We start from the raw sequence: 17,425 nt of genomic DNA, 5'->3' as shown, positions 1-17,425 counted from the left end.
ATGCCCGGGACACAGGCGGACCGGCGGCTCGTCACCGCCGGCCCGGACAGGATAAGGGGCCGATTATCCTGTTATCGCCTTTACCGCCCGGCCCTTTAGCGCGGGTGAGTCAAGACGCCGCTCAGGGCTGTCTATCACCCCGCCCAGGGCTGTCCATCACCCCGCTCAGGGCTGTCTATCAACCCGCTCAGGGCTGGGCGCCATCGCGGCTGCCGTCGGTATCGTCCTCAGCCAGCGCCGCCGTGTCGGGTTGGGAGGCGCGCTCGCTGTGCAGGGCGTTCTCGAGCGCCGCCACCTGCGTTTCCAGCGCCTCGACCCGCTCCCGGGTGCGGGTGAGCACGTCCATCATGATGTCGAAGTCCTCGCGCGAGACGATATCCATGCGCTCCATGGCGCCGCGCAGCACCCCCTGGACGTTGCGCTGGATGTCGCCCGGGGCCTGGGAGGCGCCCTGCAGCTTGTCGCCGAGCTGCTTGGCCAGACGCTCGAAACGGTCGTGTGTCGACATGGTGTGATCTCCTGATTCGTGACTGCCCTTCAGCATACGCAAACTGCGCCACCGGCGCGCGCCGGATGCCTGCCGACGCCATGGCCCGGCCGCCGCTCTTTCTCAGTGCAGCGGACCACGCACCGCGCATCAATTTGGTGCGGGCAACCGAGGCAAGCTCGCCATGGCAGACCTGACAACCTTCAAGACAAGAAATAAGTGAATGATTGTAAAGACGTTATCACCAACTGGCATGGCTTCTGCGTGGTCCGTTCAGGCGCAAGCCGACTACGGGAGACAAGGGATGAAGCTCATCACCGCCATCATCAAACCCTTCAAGCTCGATGACGTACGCGAGGCGCTGGCCGATAACGGCGTCCAGGGCATCACGGTCACCGAGGTAAAGGGCTTCGGCCGTCAGAAAGGCCACACCGAACTCTATCGCGGCGCGGAATACGTCGTCGACTTCCTGCCCAAGGTGAAGATCGAGGTCGCCGTCGAGGACGATCGTGTCGACGGGGTACTGGACGCCATCCGAGAGGCCGCCAACAGCGGCAAGATCGGTGACGGCAAGCTGTTCGTCACGCCACTCGAAGACGTCATCCGGATTCGCACCGGGGAACGCGGGGCCGACGCCGTATAAAACGGCGCGGAACGAGGAGACACACAGAATGAACGATCAAGTCGTACAACTTTCCTATGCGCTCGACACCTTCTATTTCCTGGTGACCGGGGCGCTGGTGATGTGGATGGCGGCGGGGTTCGCCATGCTCGAGGCCGGCCTGGTGCGCGCCAAGAACACCACCGAGATCCTGACCAAGAACGTCGTCCTCTATGCCATCGCCTGTACCATGTATCTGCTGGTCGGCTACCACATCATGTACTCCAGCGAGAGCGGCGGCGTCATCCCCAGCCTGGGCTTCCTGATCGGTGCCGAGCACAGCGTCAGTGACGTGATGAGCAGCGGCGGCGACGTCTACTACTCGGCCCGCTCCGACTTCTTCTTCCAGGTGGTGTTCGTCGCGACCGCCATGTCGATCGTTTCCGGCGCCGTGGCCGAACGCATGAAGCTGTGGGCGTTCATGGCCTTCGCAGTGGTCATGACCGGCTTCATCTACCCGGTTCAGGGCTACTGGAAATGGGGCGGTGGCTTCCTCGACGCCGCCGGCTTCCAGGATTTCGCCGGCTCCGGTGTGGTTCACCTGTGTGGCGCCACCGCCGCGCTGGCAGGCGTGCTGCTGCTGGGTGCACGCAAGGGCAAGTACGGCAAGAACGGCGCCATCTACGCCATCCCGGGCGCCAACCTGCCGCTGGCCACGCTGGGTACCTTCATCCTGTGGCTGGGCTGGTTCGGCTTCAACGGCGGCTCCGAGCTGATGGTCTCCAACGTCGACGAAGCCAACGCGGTCGCTCAGGTCTTCGTCAACACCAACGCCGCCGCTGCCGGTGGTGTGATCGCCGCGATCATCCTGGCCAAGCTGTGGTTCCGCAAGGCCGACCTGACCATGGCCCTCAACGGCGCCCTGGCCGGTCTGGTCGCGATCACCGCCGAACCGCTGGCCCCTACCGCACTGGGTGCGACGCTGATCGGTGCCGTCGGTGGCCTGCTGGTGGTCTTCGCCATCGTCACCCTCGACAAGCTCAAGATCGACGACCCGGTGGGCGCCATTTCGGTGCACGGCGTGGTGGGTATCTGGGGCCTGATCGCGGTGCCGTTCTCCAATAGCGATGCGTCCTTCGGCGCACAGCTGCTGGGTATCGCCTCGATCTTCGCCTGGACCTTCATCGCCAGTCTGGTGGTCTGGGGCATCCTCAAGGCGGTCATGGGACTGCGCGTCTCCGCAGAGGAAGAGTACGAAGGTGTCGATATCGCCGAGTGCGGTATGGAAGCCTATCCTGAATTCAATGTCGGCAAGAAGTAAGCCGATTCACCGAGTGAGCTGGCGTGCTCCCCTGGCCCCCTTCGGGGGGCCTTTTTTCATTCCCGCCCATCGCGGTGTATGTTTAAGATAGAGAGAGTCGCCGGGCAGTCGTCAGAGGCGCTAGGCCAGGGCTGGGCCAAGCCTGGAGCTACACCCATTCGCACAGGCCTCGTCCGCACACCGCGACGAGACGATCCGTTCAGACAGAGCGCCACGCACGCGAGGAGAATTCCCCCATGAAACTGGTCACCGCCATCATCAAACCCTTCAAGCTGGACGATGTGCGAGAGTCCCTGTCCGAGATCGGGGTGCAGGGCGTCACCGTCACCGAGGTCAAGGGCTTCGGGCGTCAGAAGGGCCACACCGAGCTCTATCGTGGTGCCGAGTACGTGGTCGACTTCCTGCCCAAGATCAAGCTGGAAGTGGCCGTGGACGACAGCATGAGCGACCAGGTGATCGATGCCATCACCAAGGTCGCCAATACCGGCAAGATCGGCGACGGCAAGATCTTCGTCTCGCCGCTGGAGCAGGTGATTCGTATCCGTACCGGTGAGACCGGCAAGGACGCGGTGTAAGCGCAAGCGCTCACCCCGCAACCGCGAAAAAGCCCTCGTAGACAGTGCGTCGACGAGGGCTTTTTTTGCGCTGCATTGCGTGCCCCGGGCGGTCATGCCCGGGGTGAGATCACTTCTCGACGAAGGCGCGCTCGATCACGTAATCCCCCGGCTCGCCCATGCGCGGCGAGATGGAGAAGCCCAGCTCGTCGAGCAGGTCGCTGGTCTCGTCGAGCATCGCCGGGCTGCCGCAGATCATGGCGCGATCCTGCTTGGGATCCAGCGGCGGCAGGCCGGTATCTGCAAACAGCTTGCCGCTGCGGATATGATCGGTCAGGCGTCCGGTGGTGTGGAAATCCTCGCGGGTCACCGTGGGGTAGTAGACCAGCTTTTCGCTGATCTCTTCGCCCAGATATTCGTGTGCCGGTAACTCCTTGCCGATGAAATCGGCATAGGCGAGCTCGCTCACGTGACGCACACCGTGAATCAGCACCACCTTCTCGAAGCGCTCGTAGACCTCCGGGTCCTGGATCAGGCTCATGAAGGGTGCCAGCCCGGTCCCGGTGGAGAGCATGTAGAGGTTGCGACCCGGCAGCAGGTCGTCGCACACCAGTGTGCCGGTGGGCTTGCGGCTGACCATGACCTGGTCACCGACCTGCAGGTGCTGCAGGCGCGAGGTGAGCGGGCCATCGGGCACCTTGATGCTGAAGAACTCGAGGTGATCCTCGTAGTTGGGGCTGGCGATGGAGTAGGCCCGCACCAGCGGCTTGCCTTCCACTTCCAGTCCGATCATCACGAACTGACCGTTCTTGAAGCGCAGACCGCGATCGCGGGTAGTGCGGAAGCTGAACAGGGTGTCGTTCCAGTGATGAACGCTGAGGACTTCTTCCAGCGCGAACTTGCTCATGAAAGGCTCCTTTGAACGGATCGAGAATAGAACAGATCGAAAAAGAATAAGTGGATGACCTGAGTAGATGCCGAGACTATAAGAAGCGGATGCTATTCTGTTAAGTGGATTGTTTGGATAAGGTTTATCGAGCCTATCGATATAGGAGCTCGCCATGCGCTACACCCTGCGTCAGCTCGAGGTGTTCGTCGCCATCGCCCAGCATCAGAGCGTCTCGCGGGCGGCCGAGACCCTGGCGCTGTCCCAGTCGGCGACCAGCGCCGCACTGGCCGAGCTGGAGCGCCAGTTCGACTGCCAGTTGCTCGACCGCATCGGCAAGCGGCTCAAGCTCAACGCCCTGGGCTTCCAGCTGCTGCCCAAGGCGGTGGCGCTGCTCGACCGTGGCGAAGAGATCGAGGAGCTGCTCAAGGGCCAGCGCGGCATCGGCTCGCTGGAGGTCGGTGCCACACTGACCATCGGCAACTACCTGGCCACCCTGCTGATCAGCGACTTCATGCAGCGCTATCCCGAGAGCCGGGTACGCCTGCAGGTGCGCAATACCGCCTCGATCGTCGAGCGGATCGCCCTGCACGAGCTCGACCTGGGCCTGATCGAGGGTGACTGTCAGCACGACGATATCGTCATTCAGCCGTGGATCGATGACGATCTGACCGTGTTCTGCTCCCCCCGCCATCCGCTGGCCGCCGAGGGCAGCGCCGATATCGAGCGCCTGCTGCGTGAATCGTGGATCATGCGCGAGGTGGGATCGGGCACGCGGCGCACCCTGGAGCACGCCATGCGCCACCGGCGTGGCCGCTTCGACATCCTGCTGGAGCTGGAGCATACCGAAGGGATCAAGCGCGCAGTGGAGTCGGGGCTGGGCATCGGCTGCGTCTCGCGGCTGGCGCTGCGCGACGCCTTCCGCCGCGGCAGCCTGGTACCCATCGCAACACCGGAGCTCGACCTGACGCGCAGCTTCGCCTTCATCTGGCATCGCCACAAGTATCTCACCACGGCGATGCGCGAGTTTCTCAGGCTATGTCGCGAGATGACCGCCGACGCCCGACGCAGCGACGAGATAGACCTGCCGCCGGTGCCGTGACCTCGGCAGGCGAAGCGGACCTGCGGGGCGGGGCCGCCACCGGAATACAGAAAACAGAAACGCGGATGGCGCCAGACGCCATCCGCGTATCGTCACCACCTGGGGTGTTCGAGACCCCAGACGTGGGCGGGTCTCAGTGCCAGCCGAGCTGTGCGGCGATATCCGCCTCGCTGGCCTTGGAGAGATCCTTGTCGATGGACTGGGTGACCATCTCGAGGGTGGGCTTGTCGAGCTTGTCGCGAAGCTGTCCCAGGAACTGCGGCGCGGCGATCAGCACCAGCTCGTCGGCCTTGCCCTGGGTACGCGCATCGCGCAGGTAGCTCGCCACCTCCTTGGCGAAGAACATCGCCTGCTTCTCCGAGGTGGTGTCCTCGTTGCCGGTCTGGCGCCGGCTCGGCCCCGAAGTCGACTCACCCTTGCCACCGGTGCGCAAGTCACCGGTGTGCAGCTGCGACTCCGGATGCGTCAGCGTCTCGATCTCGCGCATGACCCGCGCCTCGCGGGCGAAGATGCGGGCACGCGCCGCATCGGCGACCACCACGTAGACCTTGTCCATGAGCCATTCTCCTTTTCCGTGGATAGGGCATGTCCGTGGGTAGCACATGCCCGTGGATAGCACGCTCTAAGCGTGGTCGAGAATGGCGCTACGCTCAAGCATGGCTCAGCGCCGGCTGCGCGCTGTCGGCGTCGAGCTTGAAACCGCCGACGATCGCTGCCAGCTGGGTCGCCTGATCGTGGAGCTGCTCGGCGGCGGCGGTGGACTGCGCCACCATGGCCGCATTCTGCTGGGTCATCTGGTCGAGCTCGCCCACCGCCTGATTGACCTGCCCCACCCCCTGGCTCTGCTCCTGGGCGGCAACGTTGATCTCGGAGAGCGTCGCCGCCACGCGCGAAATGGCATCGACGATCGCGCTCATGCTGTCGCCGGCGGAGCGCATCAGCTCGGTGCCTTCGCGGGTCTGCGCCACCGAGGTCCCGATCAGCGTCTTGATCTCGGTGGCGGCGGTGGCAGAGCGGCTCGCCAGCTGGCGTACCTCACCGGCGACCACCGCGAAGCCGCGACCTTGCTCGCCGGCGCGCGCGGCCTCCACCGAGGCGTTGAGGGCGAGCAGATTGGTCTGGAACGCGATCTCCTCGATCAGCCGCACGATATCGGCAATCTCTTCGGTGCGCCCGTTGAGCTGCTCGATGGTCTCCACCGCACGCCCCACCACCTCGCCGCCACGTACGGCACGCTCGCTGGCATCACGGGCCAGCTGGTCGGTCTCGCTGGCGGCATTGGCGGTGTTCTCCACCGTGCCGGAGATCTGCTCCATGGCCGTGGAGGTCTCCTGCAGGTGGCTCGCCGCGGTCTCGGTCTGGCGCGACAGATCCTGACTGGCGCGGGCGATCTCCTCGGAAGCCTGGCGCACCGACTGGCTGGTGACGTTGACCTGCCTCAGCACCTCGGAGATCTTGCCGGCGAAGGCGTTGAACGCCATCGCGATCTGGGCGATCTCGTCGCGACCCTCGATCACCAGCCGGCGGCTCAGATCACCGTCACCGTCAGCAATGTCGGCCATGGCGTCGCGCGCCGCCTCGAGCCGGCGAAAGCCCGGCGACACCAGCAGCCACAGCAGCAGCGAGACGATCAGCGCCGCCACCAGCAGCGACACCAGGGTGGTCTTGAACAGGCTACTGGCGCCAGCATTGGCCTCGGCGCGATCCAGCGCGATCACCAGGCGCCAGCTCGTACCGGGCACCTCGACCGCGTAGAGCAGCACCGTGCGCCCGTCGATCACGCTCGGCGTCGGTAGCGGACTCCGGGTCAAGGCCTTGAGCTTCGCCGCATCGAGTCCAGGATCGATCTCGTTCGCCGGCTTCAGGCTCAGCGCGGCATCGCGGTAGGCGACGATGGTGCCGTCGGCATCGGCCAGGAAGGCAAAGCTCTTCGGCGTGGGCTGGATCGAGAGCACGTTCTCCTGCACCTCGTCGAGGGGCACGTCGGCACCGGCCACGCCCAGCAGCTTGCCGTCACGCAGGATCGGGGTGGCGAAGGCGACGACCAGCTTGTTCGTCACCATATCGAGATAGGGATCACTGGCGGTGGTCTGCCCCGCCGCCACCGTCTTGCGGTACCAGGGCCGCTGGGTCGGATCGTAGTCCGCCGGCGGCTCCCAGCCATCGTTGGTGATCAGACGCTTGTCCGGCGTGCCCAGATAGACCTGACTGAAACCGCCGGCGCTGGCGGTCTGCTGCAGTGCGGGAATCAGGGTATCGCTGCCCACCGCCGGCGCCACCGCCTCGATCAGCTTGCGCTTCGACGCGGCCCAGGCGGCGATCGCATCACGATGCCCCTTGGCCACCGATTCGAGCAGATCCTGATTGACCGACTGCTGGTGACGGCTGACCAGCCAGTAGCTGATACCGCCGGTAGCCGCGAGCGCAACCAGGATCATCGCCAGACAGCCGGCCATGATACGAATCTTGAAGGATTTCAGCATGCTAAGGTCCGTTGGGAGGGTCCGTTGAGAAGTTCGGCTCAACTATCATCGGCCTCTCGGAAACGAACTTGATGCTGGTGGATTCCGCGCCACGCAGCCGGCGCGCGTCATAGCCTCAAGACATCACCGTGCGCAGGCCCGTTGCGGCGGCCGCGGCCGCAGCGGGCGCCCACGGCGGCGTCTTCAGCTCGCGGCGGGCGGGATCCAGGCGATCATGTCGACCTCGACGTCAGCGCCCCCGGCGAGCCCGGTCACACCGATGCAGGTACGCGTCGGCAGCGGCGCCTCGAAGTAGCTGGCGTAGACGCCGTTGACCTCGTCGAAGTGCCCCATGTTGGTGATGAAGACCCGGCTCTGGACCACGTGCTCGAAGCTGCTGCCCACCGCTTCCAGCACGATCGCCAGATTCTGCATCACGCGGTGGGTCTGCTCGGTGAAGGTTCCCAGCAGCATCTCGTTGGTCTCCGGCACCGTCGGCATCTGCCCGGTGATGAACACCAGGTCATTCACCCGACAGGCGTGGGAAAAGGGCGCGATCGGCTGCGGCGCGCCGGCGACCATGCGTTTGTCGATGCCCATGTCAGTGCCCCAGGATCTGGCTCAGGAACAGCTGCGTACGCTCCGAGCGGGGATGGTTGAAGAAGGTCTCCGGCGGCGCCTCCTCGATGATCTGGCCCTGGTCCATGAAGATCACCCGGTCGGCCACGGTCTTGGCGAAGCCCATCTCGTGGGTCACGCAGAGCATGGTCATGCCCTCGTGGGCGAGCTCGATCATGACATCGAGCACCTCCTTGATCATCTCCGGGTCGAGCGCCGAAGTGGGCTCGTCGAACAGCATCACCTCCGGGCGCATGCAGAGCGCCCGGGCGATCGCCACGCGCTGCTGCTGACCGCCGGAGAGCTGCCCCGGGTACTTGCGCGCCTGGTTGGCGATCTGCACCCGTTCGAGGTACTCCATGGCGGTCTTCTCGGCTTCCGCGCGCGGCTTCTTCTGTACCCAGATCTGCGCCAGGCAGCAGTTCTCCAGCACTGTCAGGTGCGGGAACAGGTTGAAGTGCTGGAACACCATGCCGACATTGCGCCGGATCTGCTCGATCCGCTTGATGTCGTGGTTCATGGGGATGCCGTTGACCGCGATCGAGCCCTGCTGATGCTCCTCCAGATGGTTGATGCAGCGGATCATGGTCGACTTGCCCGAGCCCGAGGGGCCGCAGATGACGATGCGCTCGCCCCGAGCCACGGTCAGGTCGATGTCGCGCAGCACGTGGAAGCTGCCGTACCACTTGTTGAGATGCTCGATCTGGATCATCGGCTCGTCGCCGGAGGCCGAACCCGCGACCGCTTGCGCTTCACTCATGGCTTGATTCCTGCCTTCATTGTCATTGTCTCGCCCATGCCCCGGGCGGCACTCGGCGGCCCGGGGCGTCACGTTCCAGGTGCTGGCCGCTGGCGGGCTCAGCGCCGATAGCTGGTATTGAGGCGCCGCTCGATGTACTGGCTGTAGCGCGACATGCTGAAACAGAAGATCCAGAACACCAGCGCCGCGAATACATAGCCCTCGGTGGAGAAGCCCAGCCAGTTGGAATCGGTGAGCCCGGCGCGGATGATAGCCAGCAGATCGAACAGCCCGATGATCAGCACCAGCGAGGTGTCCTTGAACAGCGCGATGAAGGTGTTGACGATCCCCGGGATCACCAGCTTCAACGCCTGCGGCAGGATGATCAGCCCCATCCGCTGCCAGTAGCCCAGACCCAGCGCCTGCCCGGCCTCGTTCTGTCCCTTGCCGATCGCCTGCAGCCCACCGCGGACCACCTCGGCCATGTAGGCGCTCCAGAAGAACATGATGCCGATCAGCGCCCGCAGCAGCTTGTCGAACTCGACGTTGCCGGGCACGAACAGCGGCAGCATCACCGAAGCCATGAACAGCACCGTGATCAGCGGCACACCGCGCCAGAACTCGATGAAGATGACGCACACGCTCTTGACGAACGGCATCTTGGAGCGCCGCCCCAGGGCCAGGATCACCCCCAGCGGCAGCGAGCCGACGATGCCCACCGTGGCCACGGTCAGGGTCAGCATCAGCCCGCCCCAGGCGCGGGTGGGCACCTCGGGCAGGCCGAAGTGGCCGCCCAGCAGCAGGAACCAGGCGATGATCGGGAAGCCGATCAGCGTAAACAGGCCGACCAGGCGCTTCTTGGGCAGCCGCGGGATCGCCAGCCACGCCACCAGCACCGCCATCAAGGCGAACACGATATCCACCCGCCAGCGCTCGGCGGCCGGGTAAAAGCCATAGATGATCGACTCGAAGCGGGCCGAGATGAACACCCAGCAGGCACCGCTGCCGGTGCAGTCCGCGCGGGTCGAGCCGAGGAAGTTGGCATCGACCACCGCCCACTTCAAGAATGGCCACAGGATCCACGCCAGCAGGCCGATCACCACCACCGAGACCACGCTGTTGAGCGGCCCGTTGAACAGGTTGGCGCGCAGCCAGCCGCTGATCCCGCGGCGCTGATCCGGGGCCTCGCGCGCCTCGGTCATCTGAGTGCGAAATGTCGATTCACGCATCTCATCGCTCCTTCAGCAGCGTGCGGGCGTTGTAGAGGTTCATCAGGAACGACACCGTCAGGCTGATCACCAGATAGACCGCCATGGTCATGGCGATGATCTCGATCGCCTGCCCGGTCTGGTTCAGGGTGGTACCGGCGAAGACCGCCACCAGATCGGGATAGCCGATCGCCGTGGCCAGCGACGAGTTCTTGATCAGGTTGAGATACTGGCTGGTCATCTGCGGCACGATCACCCGCATCGCCTGCGGAATCACGATCTTGCGCAGAGTGATGCCACCGGGCAGGCTCAGCGAGCGCGCCGCTTCGGTCTGGCCGTGGGAGACCGAGAGGATGCCGGAGCGCACGATCTCGGCGATGAACGCCGCGGTGTAGATCGACAGCGCCAGCCACAGTGCCACCAGCTCAGGCAGGATGTTGATCCCGCCGCGGAAGTTGAAGCCCCTGAGTTCGGGGAGGGTCCACGCCAGCGGGGCGCCGCTGGCCAGGAACACGATCAGCGGCAGGCCGATGACGATGGCCGCCCCGATCCAGTAGACCGGCAGCGCCTGGCCGGTGGCCATCTGCCGGCGCTTGGCGAAGCGCGCGAAGAGCAGCGTGGCGACCACTGCGATCAGCAGCGCCCAGAGCGTGGCGGAGAACCCCGGCAGCGGCTGCGGGTCGGGCATCACCACCCCACGCACGTTGAAGAAGAACAGATCGAACAGCGACATGCTGTCGCGTGGCGAGGGCAGTGCCCGCAGTACCGCGTAGTACCAGAATAGAATCTGCACCAGCAGCGGGATGTTGCGGAAGATCTCGACGTAGATGGTGGCCAGCCGCGCCAGCAGCCAGTTGGTCGACAGCCGAGCGATGCCGACCGCGAAACCGATCAGGGTCGCGGCGACAATGCCCAGGGCCGAGACCAGCAGGGTGTTGAGCAGGCCGACGACGAAGGTGGTGCCGTAGCTGGAGTCGCTGGTGTAGTCGATCAGCGTTTGCGGGATCGAGAAGCCTGCACGCCCTTCGAGGAAACCGAAGCCGGTCTGGATACCGCGGGATTCCAGGTTATTGAGGGTGTTGTGGACGAGATAACCGATGAAACCGGCCAGGATCAGAAACAGCACGGCCTGGACGATCAGCGCACGAACGGTGGGATTCCGCCACAGCGGCCCCTGCCCTCGGCGTGGCAGCGAGGTGGATGGACGCAGCATGAGAAGTCGTGTCTCTACTCGAGCGGTGAGCGGCAACGGCTCCCGGCACACAGGCCGGGAGACGACGTCAGGAAACGCCAGCTAGCCGCGCCGCCAGCGCCCTCTCGGGCAGCCGGCGGGCGGCGTCGCGCACTCAGCGAATCGGCGGTGCGTACTGGATACCGCCCTGGTTCCACAAGGCGTTGATGCCACGCTCGAGCCCCATCGGCGAGTCCTTGCCCACGGTGCGGTCGAACACTTCACCGTAGTTGCCCACCATCTTGACGATGTTGTAGGCCCAGTCGTTGCTGATACCCATCTGCTCGCCGTAGTTGCCATCCTTGCCCAGCAGGCGGGCGATGTCCGGATTGGGCGGGTTGTCGCGCATCTGATCGACGTTCTGGCTGGTCACCCCCAGCTCTTCGGCGTCGAGCATCGCGAACAGGGTCCACTTGACGATGTCGAACCACTGGTCGTCACCCTGGCGCACCACCGGACCCAGCGGCTCCTTGGAGATACGCTCGGGCAGGATCTCGACGCTGCTGGGGTCGGCCAGCTGCAGGCGCAGCGCCGCCAGCTGCGAGGAGTCGGAGGTGAGCACGTCACAGCGCCCGCTGTCGAAGCCCTGGGCGGTCTGGTCGGAGGTATCGAAGGCGACCTGCTGGAACTTCATGTCGTTGGCCTTGAAGTAGTCGGCCATGTTGAGTTCGGTGGTGGTACCCGCCTGTACGCAGATGGAAGCGCCGTCCAGCTCCTTGGCGCTCTTGATGCCGAGATCCTTGCGCACCAGGAAGCCCTGGCCATCGTAGAAGTTGACCCCGGTGAAGTTGAGCCCCAGCGAGTTGTCGCGGGTAGCGGTCCAGGTGGTGTTGCGCGAGAGCACATCGATCTCGCCCGACTGCAGCGCGGTAAAGCGCTCCTTGGCGGTCAGCGGCGAGAACACCACCTTGGTCGGATCACCCAGCACGGCGGCGGCGACGGCACGGCACACTTCGACATCGATGCCGGTCCACTTGCCGTTCTCATCGGGAGAGGAGAAACCGGTGAGCCCCGTGCTGACGCCGCACTTGAACTCGCCGTTGCTTTTCACGTTATCCAAGGTGGCAGCCTGAGCCTGGGACGTCGCCAGTGCCGTCAATGCGGCAGCGGAGAGAAGAGACAGGCTTTTGTTCTTGTGGCGCATGGTGGAATCCACTCCCTTGCGTTGTCATTTAAGTGCATGTCGAAGCATGCCCAAAACAAATTAGCAAAGTCCGTTCCACTTTCGCGCTAGCGCCTGAAAATCCTGGATTCAACGCTCGCCTAGGACGCTTACGATCTCTACCTACACTCTCGGCATGACGCAAACTGCGAAAACACGGGCAACATTCTGTTTCAAAAGCGTGCGCGGGATAGCGTTGCGCACCAAAAGAAGGCGTCGAGGGATGGCACTAGCGTTGAATCGAGCCACCGGTGATGGCGACGATGCCACCAATGGATAAGAAGACGTCGATCAACGCCTGCGCAGAGAGTACAGGCGGCAGGGGCAGCGCTACCACGTGCCTGGCATAGACGACGGGGAAGCGCCTCAGGGGGCGCCGGTACTGGCCGCGGCAGCGCGTCGCCGACGACAGCGGCGTATCCTCGCGCCGAGCAGCGCGGCCACTGTGGCCCCCAGCGCATTGGCCAGGATATCCTCCCAATCGCCGCCGGCGCGGCCAGGGACCCACAGCTGCAGATACTCGATGACGATGCCGAATACGAGCGCGATCATCCAGGCGCGTGCCCAGGCCCAGCGCCGTACGGCGAGTCCCAGCCACAGGGTCAGCCCGGCGTAGCCGACGACGTGATTGAACTTGTCCCACGGCAGGTATCGCGGCATCTCGGCCCCCGGCGTCAGGCTGCCCCAGGCCACCCCGATAGCCCAGGCCATCACGGCCAGCAGGGCCAACCTGCGCCAGGCGCCGCGGCGTTGTCGTGTCATCGGCTGACCTCGCAAAGCGTGGACGGTAGCCCCAGCCGCGTGCAGAGCGTGGCATCGAGCCGTTCGCGCCAGCGCGGGTCGTCCTCCAGCCGCGCGTCGTTGTCCGGTGCCAGACGCCGACGATAGCGCCCGATCCCGCGATAGACGGCGTTGCGCAGCGGCGCCGGCACCCAGCGCAGCCATGCCAGCAGCCGCCAGCCCGAGCGGAGCCGGCTCCCTAACCGCCACAGCGCCTCGCTCTCCTCGTGAAGCTCACCGCCGGTGACATACCGGATCGTGTCGCAGCGTTCGAGATCACGCCCGAAGTGGTGCCCCACGCGCCGCCCCAGCGCGGTATCGAGCCCACTCAGCACCAGGCCGGCGCCAGACTCGCGTTCATGCGCCAGCAGCCAGCGCACCGCGCGCCGGCAGAACGGGCACTCGGCATCGAACAGCAGCAGGCCGTCGACGCCGTCATCGACCGCATCAGCGGTGATAGGCCGGGCTCGATTCATGCAGCGCGTCGAAGAAGGCGGTGACGTGATCGGGGTTGGTGAACTGGCTGATACCGTGGCCCAGATTGAACACATGCCCCGGACCGTGGCCGAAGCTCTCCAGCACCCGCTTGACCTCGGTGCCGATCTGTTCGGGCGGTGCAAACAGCACGTTGGGGTCGAGGTTACCCTGCAGCGCCACGCGCTCGCCGACCCGCCGCCGCGCGTCGCCGAGCTCGGTGGTCCAGTCGAGGCCGACGGCGTCGCAGCCGCTGTCGGCGATCGACTCCAGCCACTGCCCACCGTTCTTGGTGAACAGGATCACCGGCACCCGGCGGCCATCGTGCTCGCGGATCAGCCCGCCGACGATGCGCCGCATGTAGGCCAACGAGAACGCCTCATAGGCCGGGGTCGACAGCGCCCCGCCCCAGGTGTCGAAGATCTGCACCACCTGGGCGCCGGCACGGATCTGGGCGTTGAGATAGTCGGTCACCGCCGTGGCGAGCAGGCCCAGCAGAGTGTGCAGGGTCTGCGGGTCACCGTAGAGCATCGCCTTGATATGGCGGAAATCCTTGCTCGAGCCGCCCTCGACCATGTAGGTCGCCAGGGTCCAGGGGCTGCCGGAGAAGCCGATCAGCGGCACCCGGCCGTTGAGCTCGCGGCGAATGGTGCGCACCGCGTTCATCACGTAGTCGAGATCGTGCTCGGCATCCGGCGCACTCAGCGCGGCGACCTCGGCGGCGGTCCGCACCGGATGGCGGAACTTGGGCCCCTCACCGGTCTCGAAATAGAGCCCCAGGCCCATGGCGTCGGGAATGGTGAGGATATCGGAGAACAGGATCGCGGCATCGAGCGGATAGCGCGCCAGCGGCTGCAGCGTCACCTCGCAGGCCATCTCGGCGTTGCGGCACAGATCCATGAAACTACCGGCCTCGGCGCGGGTCGCGCGGTACTCCGGCAGATAGCGGCCGGCCTGGCGCATCATCCAGACCGGTGTGCGGTCAACCGGTTGGCGAGCCAGGGCCCGCAGCAGGCGATCGTTTTGCAGTGTCATAGCGCTCTTCGCACGGGAGATTTGCCAGCAGTGTAACGGATAGACGCGCAAGCCTGATATAATGCTGCCCCTCAACGTCAGGGGTGAGCCCGCACCTTAACCGCAGGGCCCGTATCGCGAGGTCATCGTGTCGATCCGTTTCATCGCCGCATCGCAGCTGCCCACACCCTGGGCGACCTTCACGCTGCACGGCTTCCAGGAAGAGTCCACCGGCAAGGAGCACGTCGTGCTCACCCTTGGCGACGTCACCACGCCGGAGCCGGTGCTGGCCCGCGTCCACTCCGAGTGTCTGACCGGTGACGCCCTGTTCTCGATGCGCTGCGACTGCGGCTATCAGCTGCAGGAAGCGCTCAAGCGCATCGCCGACGAGGGGCGCGGCGCGCTGCTCTACCTGCGCCAGGAGGGGCGCGGCATCGGCCTGCTCAACAAGATCCGCGCCTATGCCCTGCAGGACGCCGGCGCCGACACCGTGGAAGCCAACGAGCGTCTCGGCTTCGGTGCCGATCAGCGCCGCTACGACATCTGCGTCCCGATGCTCGAACATCTCGGCATCCCCGCGCTGCGTCTGATGACCAACAATCCGCGCAAGGTCGAAGCACTCAGCCGCGATGGCGTGCGCATTCACGAGCGTCTTGCGATCACCACCGGGCGCAACCCCTTCAACGAGCACTACCTGACCACCAAGGTCGGCAAGCTCGGCCACATGATGGCGCTCGACGACTTCACCCCCGCCAGCGACGTCGACATCGAGCGCGACGCCTGAATCGGCATCGCCGGGCCTTCCGGCGACGTCATCGTTGCGTCATCATGAGACGGGAGACTGAATACTGGCCCGGCGTGCCGGTCCAAACGGTATCCCCGCTCTCGATCCTGCCTCACCTCCGCAGGAGGCTCAGCCATCATGCTCGACTCCGACTCACGCCATCTCTCGCACTCTCAAGACACGCCCCCGGCACAAGTCTCGCCTCCCCAGACCTCGGGCGAGGAGGAGTACACCCGGCTGGAGGAGTGGCTGCACAGCATCAGCCACGGGATCGGCGCGGCGCTGAGCCTCGCCGGCATGATCGTACTGATCGTGCTGGCCAGCATTGCCGCCGAGGTCGACCCGTGGAAGATCGTCAGCGTCTCGCTCTACGGCAGCTGCCTGCTGCTGCTCTACACCGTCTCGACCCTCTACCACGGTTTTCGCAGCCAGCGCCTGAAGCGCGTCTTCCAGACCTTCGACCACTGCGCCATCTATCTGCTCATCGCCGGCACCTACACCCCCTTTCTGCTGGTCAACCTGCGCGGGCCGATGGGCTGGGCGCTGTTCGGCGTGATCTGGGGGCTGGCCCTGGGCGGGATCGCCCTGCGCCTGATCTGGCCCCAGCGCTTCAATCTGCTGCGGGTGTTCATCTACCTGATCATGGGCTGGCTGATCGTGATCGCTTCTGACAGTCTGACCACCCAGCTATCCCCTACCGGCCTCGCTCTGCTGGTCGCCGGCGGCATCACCTACACGGTCGGCGTGCTGTTCTACGCCCTGCGCGTGATTCCCTTCCACCACGCCATCTGGCACCTGTTCGTGATCGGCGGCAGCGTCTGCCACTTCCTCGCCATCTACACCGCGGTGCTGCCGTTCGAGACGTGATCCGGCGCCAGGGTGGTGAGCGTCATCCCCAGCCCACTGCCAGCAGGGCCTGCCAAGGCCCTGGAGCAACGACCAGGTCGAGCATGGCAACCGCATCATCTTCGACCGAGATGCGTGACCGCCCTTGGGCATCCCTCACCAACCGACTCCGTCCCAGCACAGAGTTCCCGGTTCGCTCACCGGGCACGAGCTTCATGCGCGACTCCCCCCGCTTTCCCCCTGGGATGCGCGCGCCGAACGCGCCACGCGCTGACTGCCCCAGACGCTGAGCAATACGACACCGGTACCGAAAAGCTGCAGGGCGGAGAGGCTTTGATCCAGCCATAGCCAGCCCAACAGCACAGCACTGAGAGGACTCAGAAAGCCCAGGGCCGAGACCCGCGCGGGGCCGAATGTCTCGATGCCGCGAAACCACAGCCAGTAAGTCAAGGCAGCCCCCGCCCCCCCCAACCAGAGGTAGCCCGCGACATTACGCCAGGACGGCGCAGGAAAGCCGGGCTCCAGCAGTAGTGCGACCGGTAGTAGCAAGAGTCCACCGGCAACCAGTTGCCAGGCGGTAAAGGTGAGCGCCGAGACGGGCGGCCGCCAACGTTTGGTCAGCACGCTACCCAGCGCCATCGAACCGGCAGCCCCCAGTGCGGCCACCACTCCGGTACTATCCAGCTGCATGTCCGGCTCGATCAGCAGTAGCGCAACCCCGAACAGCCCAGCCAATGCCGCGATGACGCTCGCACCGCGCCAGGGCGCGCCCAGTAGCCATTGCGATAGCACCAGCACCATCAGCGGCTGCGTCGCACCCAGCGTGGCGGCGATCCCTCCGGGAAGCCGATAGGCGGCCACGAATAGCAGCGCCCAGAAGACGGCGAAGTTCAAACCACCCAGCAGCAACAGTCGTCCGACCCACGACCAAGGCGGCAGACGCCTGACACAGAGCAGCAGCAATAAGCCGGCGGGCAGGGCACGCAACACCCCCGCCATCAGCGGAAAACCCGGCGGCAACAGCTCGGTGGTCACCAGATAGGTCGAACCCCAGATCGCCGGCGCCAGCGCTGCACCGGCCAACGTCCACGCCTCTCGCATCGTCTCTCTCCCTGTACTCTAATTAGTTTGACATCAAACAATATGGCTTGACGTC

19 protein-coding genes are annotated in these 17,425 nt (G+C 65.2%); 6 read left to right on the top strand and 13 right to left on the bottom strand.

Annotated features, from left to right (window positions below; all coding sequences use genetic code 11):
• Positions 1–187: 187 nt before the first annotated feature.
• Positions 188–508, bottom strand: a complete 321-nt coding sequence (locus tag DOM66_RS08860; protein ID WP_110674058.1) for an accessory factor UbiK family protein — start codon at positions 506–508, stop codon at positions 188–190.
• A gap of 283 nt (positions 509–791) precedes the next feature.
• Between DOM66_RS08860 and DOM66_RS08855 the strand changes: the two genes are divergently transcribed.
• From DOM66_RS08855 to glnK, 3 genes are all read left to right on the top strand, one after another.
• Entirely contained in the window at positions 792–1,130 is a 339-nt protein-coding gene (locus tag DOM66_RS08855) for a P-II family nitrogen regulator (protein WP_035476366.1), read from the top strand.
• A gap of 28 nt (positions 1,131–1,158) precedes the next feature.
• A complete protein-coding gene (locus DOM66_RS08850) occupies positions 1,159–2,409 on the top strand; it encodes an ammonium transporter (protein WP_110689901.1) in 1,251 nt (416 codons plus the stop codon).
• Between the two features lie 236 nt (positions 2,410–2,645).
• Positions 2,646–2,984 (top strand): P-II family nitrogen regulator, encoded by a 339-nt coding sequence (gene glnK, locus DOM66_RS08845; protein WP_035476361.1) that lies wholly within the window; start codon positions 2,646–2,648, stop codon positions 2,982–2,984.
• A 109-nt stretch (positions 2,985–3,093) separates the two neighbouring features.
• On the opposite strand, the gene DOM66_RS08840 is transcribed toward glnK, so the two are convergent.
• Positions 3,094–3,870 (bottom strand): ferredoxin--NADP reductase, encoded by a 777-nt coding sequence (locus tag DOM66_RS08840; protein WP_110678096.1) that lies wholly within the window; start codon positions 3,868–3,870, stop codon positions 3,094–3,096.
• Between the two features lie 154 nt (positions 3,871–4,024).
• Here DOM66_RS08840 and DOM66_RS08835 point away from each other — a divergent pair, with 154 nt between their 5' ends.
• A complete protein-coding gene (locus DOM66_RS08835; protein WP_035476357.1) occupies positions 4,025–4,951 on the top strand; it encodes a LysR family transcriptional regulator in 927 nt (308 codons plus the stop codon).
• A gap of 133 nt (positions 4,952–5,084) precedes the next feature.
• On the opposite strand, the gene DOM66_RS08830 is transcribed toward DOM66_RS08835, so the two are convergent.
• The 10 genes from DOM66_RS08830 to hemE all read right to left on the bottom strand — a co-directional run bounded on the left by DOM66_RS08830 (position 5,085) and on the right by hemE (position 14,660).
• Positions 5,085–5,507: a baeRF12 domain-containing protein gene (locus DOM66_RS08830; RefSeq protein ID WP_110689900.1), complete on the bottom strand. Its 423-nt coding sequence runs from the start codon at positions 5,505–5,507 to the stop codon at positions 5,085–5,087.
• Positions 5,508–5,601: 94 nt separating this feature from the next.
• The gene (locus tag DOM66_RS08825; RefSeq protein WP_110689899.1) at positions 5,602–7,434 is read right to left on the bottom strand and encodes a methyl-accepting chemotaxis protein; all 1,833 of its coding nucleotides are present in this window, start codon (positions 7,432–7,434) and stop codon (positions 5,602–5,604) included.
• Between the two features lie 183 nt (positions 7,435–7,617).
• Positions 7,618–8,013, bottom strand: a complete 396-nt coding sequence (locus tag DOM66_RS08820; protein WP_245392401.1) for a RidA family protein — start codon at positions 8,011–8,013, stop codon at positions 7,618–7,620.
• A gap of 1 nt (position 8,014) precedes the next feature.
• Positions 8,015–8,743 carry an amino acid ABC transporter ATP-binding protein gene (locus tag DOM66_RS08815; protein ID WP_110678104.1) on the bottom strand — a complete coding sequence of 243 codons (729 nt, stop codon included), beginning with the start codon at positions 8,741–8,743 and terminating at the stop codon, positions 8,015–8,017.
• 146 nt (positions 8,744–8,889) lie between these two features.
• On the bottom strand, positions 8,890–9,999 hold the full coding sequence (locus DOM66_RS08810; protein ID WP_188115157.1) for an amino acid ABC transporter permease: 1,110 nt from the start codon (positions 9,997–9,999) through the stop codon (positions 8,890–8,892).
• A gap of 1 nt (position 10,000) precedes the next feature.
• On the bottom strand, positions 10,001–11,191 hold the full coding sequence (locus tag DOM66_RS08805; protein ID WP_110678090.1) for an amino acid ABC transporter permease: 1,191 nt from the start codon (positions 11,189–11,191) through the stop codon (positions 10,001–10,003).
• A gap of 133 nt (positions 11,192–11,324) precedes the next feature.
• The gene (locus tag DOM66_RS08800) at positions 11,325–12,353 is read right to left on the bottom strand and encodes an amino acid ABC transporter substrate-binding protein (protein ID WP_110689898.1); all 1,029 of its coding nucleotides are present in this window, start codon (positions 12,351–12,353) and stop codon (positions 11,325–11,327) included.
• Between the two features lie 384 nt (positions 12,354–12,737).
• Positions 12,738–13,133: a VanZ family protein gene (locus DOM66_RS08795; protein WP_110678086.1), complete on the bottom strand. Its 396-nt coding sequence runs from the start codon at positions 13,131–13,133 to the stop codon at positions 12,738–12,740.
• Positions 13,130–13,627, bottom strand: coding sequence for a thiol-disulfide oxidoreductase DCC family protein (locus DOM66_RS08790; RefSeq protein ID WP_157959023.1), 498 nt, complete (start codon positions 13,625–13,627; stop codon positions 13,130–13,132). Before DOM66_RS08790 ends, DOM66_RS08795 begins: the two co-directional genes overlap by 4 nt.
• The gene (gene hemE / locus DOM66_RS08785; RefSeq protein WP_110678082.1) at positions 13,599–14,660 is read right to left on the bottom strand and encodes a uroporphyrinogen decarboxylase; all 1,062 of its coding nucleotides are present in this window, start codon (positions 14,658–14,660) and stop codon (positions 13,599–13,601) included. The genes DOM66_RS08790 and hemE overlap by 29 nt, the downstream gene beginning before the upstream one ends.
• Positions 14,661–14,787: 127 nt before the next feature.
• Between hemE and ribA the strand changes: the two genes are divergently transcribed.
• A complete protein-coding gene (gene ribA / locus DOM66_RS08780) occupies positions 14,788–15,423 on the top strand; it encodes a GTP cyclohydrolase II (RefSeq protein WP_110678080.1) in 636 nt (211 codons plus the stop codon).
• 138 nt (positions 15,424–15,561) lie between these two features.
• Complete coding sequence (gene trhA / locus DOM66_RS08775; protein ID WP_110689896.1) at positions 15,562–16,290, top strand: PAQR family membrane homeostasis protein TrhA; 729 nt, start codon at positions 15,562–15,564, stop codon at positions 16,288–16,290.
• 192 nt (positions 16,291–16,482) lie between these two features.
• On the opposite strand, the gene DOM66_RS08770 is transcribed toward trhA, so the two are convergent.
• Positions 16,483–17,370 carry an EamA family transporter gene (locus tag DOM66_RS08770; protein WP_110689895.1) on the bottom strand — a complete coding sequence of 296 codons (888 nt, stop codon included), beginning with the start codon at positions 17,368–17,370 and terminating at the stop codon, positions 16,483–16,485.
• Positions 17,371–17,425: the final 55 nt, after the last annotated feature.

Source organism: Salinicola endophyticus, from assembly GCF_003206575.1.
Taxonomy (GTDB): Bacteria; Pseudomonadota; Gammaproteobacteria; order Pseudomonadales; family Halomonadaceae; genus Salinicola; species Salinicola endophyticus.
The sequence above is the reverse complement of the archived record's forward strand: the minus strand, read 5'-3'. Positions and strand labels throughout refer to the sequence as shown.

What these genes read in the sequence shown, in the direction of transcription:
- DOM66_RS08840 (WP_110678096.1), bottom strand. Translation starts at nt 3,870, where the DNA reads ATGAGCAAGTTCGCGCTGGAAGAAGTCCTCAGCGTTCATCACTGGAAC.
- DOM66_RS08795 (WP_110678086.1), bottom strand. Translation starts at nt 13,133, where the DNA reads ATGACACGACAACGCCGCGGCGCCTGGCGCAGGTTGGCCCTGCTGGCC.
- DOM66_RS08805 (WP_110678090.1), bottom strand. Translation starts at nt 11,191, where the DNA reads ATGCTGCGTCCATCCACCTCGCTGCCACGCCGAGGGCAGGGGCCGCTG.
- trhA (WP_110689896.1), top strand. Translation starts at nt 15,562, where the DNA reads ATGCTCGACTCCGACTCACGCCATCTCTCGCACTCTCAAGACACGCCC.
- DOM66_RS08825 (WP_110689899.1), bottom strand. Translation starts at nt 7,434, where the DNA reads ATGCTGAAATCCTTCAAGATTCGTATCATGGCCGGCTGTCTGGCGATG.
- glnK (WP_035476361.1), top strand. Translation starts at nt 2,646, where the DNA reads ATGAAACTGGTCACCGCCATCATCAAACCCTTCAAGCTGGACGATGTG.
- DOM66_RS08815 (WP_110678104.1), bottom strand. Translation starts at nt 8,743, where the DNA reads ATGATCCAGATCGAGCATCTCAACAAGTGGTACGGCAGCTTCCACGTG.
- DOM66_RS08835 (WP_035476357.1), top strand. Translation starts at nt 4,025, where the DNA reads ATGCGCTACACCCTGCGTCAGCTCGAGGTGTTCGTCGCCATCGCCCAG.
- DOM66_RS08855 (WP_035476366.1), top strand. Translation starts at nt 792, where the DNA reads ATGAAGCTCATCACCGCCATCATCAAACCCTTCAAGCTCGATGACGTA.
- DOM66_RS08820 (WP_245392401.1), bottom strand. Translation starts at nt 8,013, where the DNA reads ATGGGCATCGACAAACGCATGGTCGCCGGCGCGCCGCAGCCGATCGCG.
- DOM66_RS08770 (WP_110689895.1), bottom strand. Translation starts at nt 17,370, where the DNA reads ATGCGAGAGGCGTGGACGTTGGCCGGTGCAGCGCTGGCGCCGGCGATC.
- hemE (WP_110678082.1), bottom strand. Translation starts at nt 14,660, where the DNA reads ATGACACTGCAAAACGATCGCCTGCTGCGGGCCCTGGCTCGCCAACCG.
- DOM66_RS08810 (WP_188115157.1), bottom strand. Translation starts at nt 9,999, where the DNA reads ATGCGTGAATCGACATTTCGCACTCAGATGACCGAGGCGCGCGAGGCC.
- DOM66_RS08790 (WP_157959023.1), bottom strand. Translation starts at nt 13,627, where the DNA reads ATGAATCGAGCCCGGCCTATCACCGCTGATGCGGTCGATGACGGCGTC.
- DOM66_RS08850 (WP_110689901.1), top strand. Translation starts at nt 1,159, where the DNA reads ATGAACGATCAAGTCGTACAACTTTCCTATGCGCTCGACACCTTCTAT.
- DOM66_RS08830 (WP_110689900.1), bottom strand. Translation starts at nt 5,507, where the DNA reads ATGGACAAGGTCTACGTGGTGGTCGCCGATGCGGCGCGTGCCCGCATC.
- DOM66_RS08860 (WP_110674058.1), bottom strand. Translation starts at nt 508, where the DNA reads ATGTCGACACACGACCGTTTCGAGCGTCTGGCCAAGCAGCTCGGCGAC.
- DOM66_RS08800 (WP_110689898.1), bottom strand. Translation starts at nt 12,353, where the DNA reads ATGCGCCACAAGAACAAAAGCCTGTCTCTTCTCTCCGCTGCCGCATTG.